Genomic DNA, 6,514 nt, shown 5'->3' with positions numbered 1-6,514 from the left:
TTGAGTATATAGATGTTAGTTAGAGTATTCTACAACATCTTTTTTTATTGTTTAAAAGATTGAAGTTATGTCATTTTTAAATTAAAATAGATAGGTATGTTAGATATAAAAAAATAGGAGGAACATTATGCTTACTGTTAATAATCTTTCTGTGGCTTTTCCTGATAAAAAGTTATTTGAAGATGTTAATTTAATATTTAGTGATGGAAATGTATATGGTGTTATTGGTGCTAATGGTGCTGGTAAATCTACATTTCTTAAAATTCTAAATGGTGAGAAGGAACCTACTACGGGAAATGTGACCATGGGTCCAGATGATAGACTTAGTAAACTTAACCAAGATCACTTTGCTTTCGAAGACCATAAAGTAATAGACACTGTAATTATGGGTAACAAGGAATTATATGATATTTCTGTAGAAAAGGATTTGATTTATTCAAAAGAGGATTTTTCAGAAGAGGATGGAATAAGAGCGGCGGAGCTCGAAGGAAGATTTGGCGAGTTAAATGGATATGAAGCGGAAGGTGAAGCTTCAACAATTCTTCAAGGTCTTGGTATAGATATTGACAAGCATGAGCTGTATATGAGGGACTTAATAGAGGCGGACAAGGTTAAGGTTCTTCTTGCACAAGCGCTATTTGGTAAACCTGAAATACTTTTACTTGACGAGCCTACAAATGGTATCGACTTCAAGGCGGTTAAGTGGTTAGAAGATTTCCTATTCGATTTCGAAGGAATAGTAATTGTCGTATCCCACGATAGATATTTCTTAAATGAAGTATGTACTCACATGGTTGATATTGATTATGGAAAGATTAGAATGATCCTTGGTAACTACGATTTCTGGTATGAATCAAGTAAACTTGCTGAGAAGATGATAAAGGATGCTAACAAAAAGAAGGAAGAAAAGATTAAAGAGCTGGAAGACTTTATTAGAAGATTCTCTGCTAATAAGTCAAAGTCAAAGCAAGCTACTTCAAGAAAAAAATTGCTTGATAAGATTACGTTAGATGACATTGCACCATCCCTTAGACGTTATCCCTTTGTTGGTTTTGAACTTTCAAGGGAACCGGGAAATGAAATTTTAAATTTTGAAAACCTAACTATTAAAAATGATGATAAAGTTCTTTTAAAGGATTTTGATTTAAGGGTTTTAAAGAATGAAAAAATTGGTTTTATTGGAAATGAAATTGCAATAACTGAACTTTTTGAAGTTATTACAGGAAATAGAGAAGATTATGAAGGCTCTTATAAGTGGGGACAAACTATATCCTATGATTATTTTCCAAAGGACAATACAAAGTACTTTGATACTGAAGGGTTAAACCTACTGGACTGGTTAAGACAGTACTCTACAGAAAACTCTGAAGTATTTATTAGGGGATTCTTAGGCAAGATGTTGTTCTCTGGCGACGAAGCACTTAAGGATTCATCAGTTCTTTCAGGAGGAGAGAAGGTTAGAATGATGTTCTCAAAGATGATGATTGAGCCAAGAAATATGCTGATATTCGACCAACCGACAAATCACTTGGACCTTGAAAGTATCGAAGCTGTTAACAATGGATTAATTTCATTTAAAGGAAATATTTTATTTACTTCACTGGACCACCAGTTCACATCATCAGTTGCAAATAAGATTGTAGAAATATTTGATGATGGAAGTTATAGAGTTGAAGAGGGAACATATGAAGAATATATTGATAAATACCTGTCATAAGCGGGTATTTATTTTTTTTAAAATTTTCAATACTATTCTATTATATGTTAAAATTTAAGAGATAATATAATTGAGGTGAAGTATGCAAAAAATTTCTAAAATGGACAGCAATACAAAAGAATATTTAATTCTATACGCCTTTGGACTTCTTTTACTACTGAGTTCTTTCTTTGTAAATAGTCCAAAAGAAATATTTGACGGAATGAATACAATCTTTTTTTCTCCAAGCAATTTGACTACTGATTATATTGAAATAGGAAATTTAGGTGCGGCACTATTTAATAGTGGGATGATGACTTTACTTTCCATATTTCTTGCAAGGAGAGTTGGCGCCATGATAAATGGTCCACTAATTGCAGGTATATTTATTGTGTCTGGATTTTCTTTTTTCGGAAAGAATATATTAAACTCCATCCCAATTACAATTGGAGTATATCTCTACGCAAAGTCAATTAAGTTGCCATTTAAAAACTATATTTTGCCGGCGCTTTTTGGATCATGCTTGGGACCACTGGTAAGTGAAATTGCCTTTGGAATGAACCTAGATTTATTTAAGGGAATACTCATAGGATACCTTGCAGGGATTTTTGTTGGTTATATCATACCACCACTTGCCCAATCTTTCTTAAACTTTCACAGAGGTTTTAGTTTATACAACGTGGGCTTTACTGCGGGCATCATTGGAATGTTTATAACGGCAACCTTTAAGATGTTTAATGTGAACATCGAAACCGTAAGTTATATCTCCAGTGGATACGACCTAGAACTATCCATAATACTTTACATTATTTTTATTATTATGATTTGCATAGGGATTGTTAAAAGCGGAAATATAATAAGAGAATATAAAGAACTACTAAAGAATACTGGGCAGCTTGTTGCAGATTTCTTTGATCTTTATGGATATGGAATAACACTTTTCAATATGGGAGTTATGGGAATAATTTTTACAACCTATATACTTCTAATTGGTGGTGAGTTATCTGGTCCAGTTGTTGGAGGGATATTGACCGTTGTAGGATTTTCTTCCTTCGGTAAACATCCTAGAAATACAATTCCTATCCTCATAGGAGCAAGACTGGCTGTTTTATTAAATATTTATGATGAAAACTCTGCCTCATCACTTATGATTATGTTATTTGGAACAAATCTTGCACCAATTTGTGGTAAATATGGTTTTATAGCAGGGGCCGTTGCAGGCTTTGTGCATGTTGCAGTGGTTTCAAACCTAGCCTACCTACATGGTGGATTAAACTTATATAACAATGGATTTGCAGGTGGCTTTGTAGCAGCGACACTTGTTCCACTTTACGATTCAATTATATTGGCATATAAAAGGAGGAAATATGATACTGGACGATAGTGCTATTATTTCAAATAAAATAACGGTATCTCTTTTAACCTATATGTATAGCAATGGAGTAAAAGATATTACCGTAAGAATAAAAAATGAAGATGACAAAATTGTCATTGTAGCTGAAGGGAAAGCTGACAAAAAACCTTCAGACTTAGAAGAGTTTAATAGGCTCTTGAATAATAAGAGACTTCCATCAATTGGAGGCTACTATAGTAATATGCTTGGCATAGGGGAAGACGTAAATGACATAAATCTTTTAAGTTCCATGGTAGACGAGGGAATGATTTTATATCATGACAAAACATTATCCTTTTATGCAGCAAGACATAAATAAATGTTGAAATTTTGTTGATTTTCATTAGACCTGTTCATGGTATAATAGCTTCAGGAGGTAATGATGAATACAAAAATCAAAAAGACTTTAGCAGGCGTTTTTGCCTTTAGCATATTATTTAATGCGTCAATGGCAAAGGCTGCTGGAATTGACACAGAAGTTATAAATGAAAGATGGGGCAAGCCCACATTTGCATATGGGGAAACCCTAAACGAAAATCAAAAGGACAGTACAATGAAGTTACTTGGAATTAAGAATAAAGAAAATATTAATTCCATAAAAGTAACTTACAAGGATTTGGTTAAGTATATTGGTGGAGATCTTTCAAATCCGGCAAATATGATTTCATCTGTACTTGTAACAAAGGAAAATGAGGGAAAGGGAGTGGAAGTTGAAATAAAGACTCCTGAAAACATTACTCAAATCACAGCGGAGCAATATAGAAACGCTGCACTTACTGCAGGGGTTAAAGATGCCACAATACTTGTTGGAGCAATAAGACCAGTAACAGGTGAGTCTGCACTTACTGGAGTGTACAAGGCATTTGAAGCCAATGGCGAAACCTTGGACAAGGAGAGAATGGAAGTTGCCCAAGATGAGCTTGACACTGTTAATAAAATTAGCCAAGAGAACAAGGCTAAGGAAGGATTTGATGCAGATAAGCTAGACGAAGCAATTACAGACATCAAGTCAAGCCTTGGGGACATAAAAAATAATCAAGACAAACAACCAACTCTTGAAGACATTAGAAGAGTTGTGGAAGAGTCGCTGGTTAAATACGACCTAGACAAAGTTGTAACCCAAGACCAAATGGACAAACTTATTTCTTATTTTGAAAAATATGCAAACACCGATGCAATAACTTCTGAAGAAGTTGCAAAGCAATTAAAGAAATGGGGAGGAGCCATCCTTGACGGGGCAAAGGACGCATACAACGAAGCAGAAAAAAGTGGTCTACTAGATCAAATTTCTGCATTCTTAAGAGATGTGTTCAATAAAATTGTAGAACTATTTAGACAATAATCATATACCTTCTTTATCGAGGAAGATAAAGGAGGTATTTTTCTGTTTTTACAAGCATATGAATCAGTGATATAATAGTATCGAACGAATGTTCATAAGAGGTGAGTTATGGAATTCAAAATACATTCAAAATTTAAACCTACAGGCGATCAACCAGAAGCTATTGCAAAGATTGTTGATGGAATAGAAAATAATATGAAGGCTCAGACTTTAAAAGGTGTTACCGGTTCGGGAAAGACCTTTACCATGGCAAACATCATAGAGAAAGTTCAAAAGCCTACACTTGTCATAGCACATAATAAGACCTTGGCATATCAACTGGCAGGAGAGTTTAGAGAATTCTTTCCAGAAAATGCGGTTGAATTTTTTGTGTCCTATTATGACTACTATCAACCAGAAGCCTATGTTGTTCAGTCTGACACATATATTGAGAAAGACAGTTCTATAAATGATGAGATTGATAAACTTCGTCACTCTGCGACTATGTCACTATTTGAAAGACGAGATGTTATAATAGTTGCTTCTGTTTCGTGTATCTATGGCTTAGGAGACCCAATTGACTATGAAAATTTAGTTATCTCCCTTAGACCAGGAATGATTAAAGACAGAGACGACATAATGAAGAAGTTAATCAACATTCAATATGTTAGAAATGATATTAGCTTCGAAAGGGGTACCTTTAGAGTTAGAGGAGACAGTCTAGATATATTTCCAGCATATGAAGAGAAGCACTCCATTAGAGTTGAGTTCTTTGGAGACGAGATTGATAGAATCACAGAGATTGATGCACTAACTGGAGAGGTAATTGCAGAGAGAAATCACGTTGCAATCTACCCAGCCTCCCACTTTGCCACTTCACAGGAAAAGGTAAAGAGGGCCCTTGTTACAATTGAAGAAGAGCTTGAAGAGAGAATAAAATATTTCGAGGACAGGGGGAAGCTGTTGGAAGCCCAAAGGATTGAACAAAGGACGAGATATGACCTTGAAATGCTTTCAGAAATGGGATTTACAACGGGAATTGAAAACTACTCAAGGCATTTAAGTGGTAGGGCTCCTGGGTCAAGACCTTATACTCTAATCGACTACTTCCCAAAGGACTTCCTTACCATAGTGGACGAGTCCCATGTTACTCTGCCACAGGTTAGGGGTATGTATGAAGGAGACAAATCGAGAAAGACAAACCTTGTGGATTATGGATTTAGACTTCCTTCAGCACTGGATAACAGACCACTTAAGTTTAACGAATTTGAGTCAATGATGAATCAAATACTATTTGTGTCTGCAACTCCAGGGCCATACGAAAAAGAACATGAAGAGCAGGAAGTTGAACAAATTATAAGACCAACGGGACTTCTTGACCCAGTTATTGAAGTTAGACCGACAAAGGGTCAAATTGATGACCTTGTAACGGAGATATATAAAAATGTTGAAAAGAATGAAAGAGTTCTTATAACCACATTGACAAAGAAAATGGCGGAGGACTTAACCAAGTATCTTGAAGAGCTAGATATAAAAGTTACCTATCTACACTCTGACATAGACACATTGGAGAGAATGGAAAAAATTAGAGACTTAAGACTTGGAGAGTATGATGTACTGGTTGGTATAAACCTTCTTAGAGAGGGCTTAGACTTGCCAGAAGTGTCACTTATTGCCATACTTGATGCAGATAAGGAAGGATTCTTAAGATCAGAGACATCACTGGTACAGACCATTGGCCGTGCCGCAAGAAACTCCGACGGTAGAGTTATAATGTATGCTGATAATATGACCAACTCCATGGACAGAGCCATTACAGAAACAAAGCGTAGAAGGGAAATTCAAGATAAGTATAATAAGGAACATAACATCACCCCTACTACAATTAAGAAGGATATAAGAGAACTTATTGCAGCTACAAAAGTAGCAGAAGATAATGATTACTATAAGATAGATAAAGAAGAGATTACAGCTGATGACATTCAAAAGATTATCATCAACCTTGAAGAAGAGATGTACAGAGCCGCAGAAGTGTTAGACTTCGAAAGGGCCGCTGTGCTCCGTGACCAACTAAAGAAGTTAAAGAGAGAATATTAGGTGATTA

General features: G+C 35.3%; 5 protein-coding genes. All 5 read left to right on the top strand.

Annotation, left to right across the window (positions count from 1 at the left end):
• Positions 1–127 precede the first annotated feature (127 nt).
• Positions 128–1,717, top strand: a complete 1,590-nt coding sequence (locus WKS98_RS06175; protein WP_498917811.1) for an ABC-F family ATP-binding cassette domain-containing protein — start codon at positions 128–130, stop codon at positions 1,715–1,717.
• Between the two features lie 82 nt (positions 1,718–1,799).
• Positions 1,800–3,080, top strand: a complete 1,281-nt coding sequence (locus WKS98_RS06170) for a DUF1576 domain-containing protein (protein WP_498917809.1) — start codon at positions 1,800–1,802, stop codon at positions 3,078–3,080.
• Positions 3,064–3,408, top strand: a complete 345-nt coding sequence (locus WKS98_RS06165; protein WP_498917807.1) for a hypothetical protein — start codon at positions 3,064–3,066, stop codon at positions 3,406–3,408. The genes WKS98_RS06170 and WKS98_RS06165 overlap by 17 nt, the downstream gene beginning before the upstream one ends.
• A gap of 63 nt (positions 3,409–3,471) precedes the next feature.
• Complete coding sequence (locus WKS98_RS06160) at positions 3,472–4,431, top strand: DUF1002 domain-containing protein (protein WP_498917806.1); 960 nt, start codon at positions 3,472–3,474, stop codon at positions 4,429–4,431.
• A gap of 108 nt (positions 4,432–4,539) precedes the next feature.
• On the top strand, positions 4,540–6,507 hold the full coding sequence (gene uvrB / locus WKS98_RS06155; protein ID WP_498917804.1) for an excinuclease ABC subunit UvrB: 1,968 nt from the start codon (positions 4,540–4,542) through the stop codon (positions 6,505–6,507).
• Positions 6,508–6,514: the final 7 nt, after the last annotated feature.

The sequence above is a fragment of the Lagierella sp. ICN-221743 genome (assembly GCF_037890055.1).
Lineage (GTDB): Bacteria > Bacillota > Clostridia > Tissierellales > Peptoniphilaceae > Mediannikoviicoccus.
This window is presented reverse-complemented; position numbering and strand designations above follow the sequence as displayed.

Bases quoted from the DNA above. Each gene is read 5' to 3' on its own strand.
- WKS98_RS06175 (WP_498917811.1), top strand. From the start codon at position 128: ATGCTTACTGTTAATAATCTTTCTGTGGCTTTTCCTGATAAAAAGTTA.
- WKS98_RS06170 (WP_498917809.1), top strand. From the start codon at position 1,800: ATGCAAAAAATTTCTAAAATGGACAGCAATACAAAAGAATATTTAATT.
- WKS98_RS06165 (WP_498917807.1), top strand. From the start codon at position 3,064: ATGATACTGGACGATAGTGCTATTATTTCAAATAAAATAACGGTATCT.
- WKS98_RS06160 (WP_498917806.1), top strand. From the start codon at position 3,472: ATGAATACAAAAATCAAAAAGACTTTAGCAGGCGTTTTTGCCTTTAGC.
- uvrB (WP_498917804.1), top strand. From the start codon at position 4,540: ATGGAATTCAAAATACATTCAAAATTTAAACCTACAGGCGATCAACCA.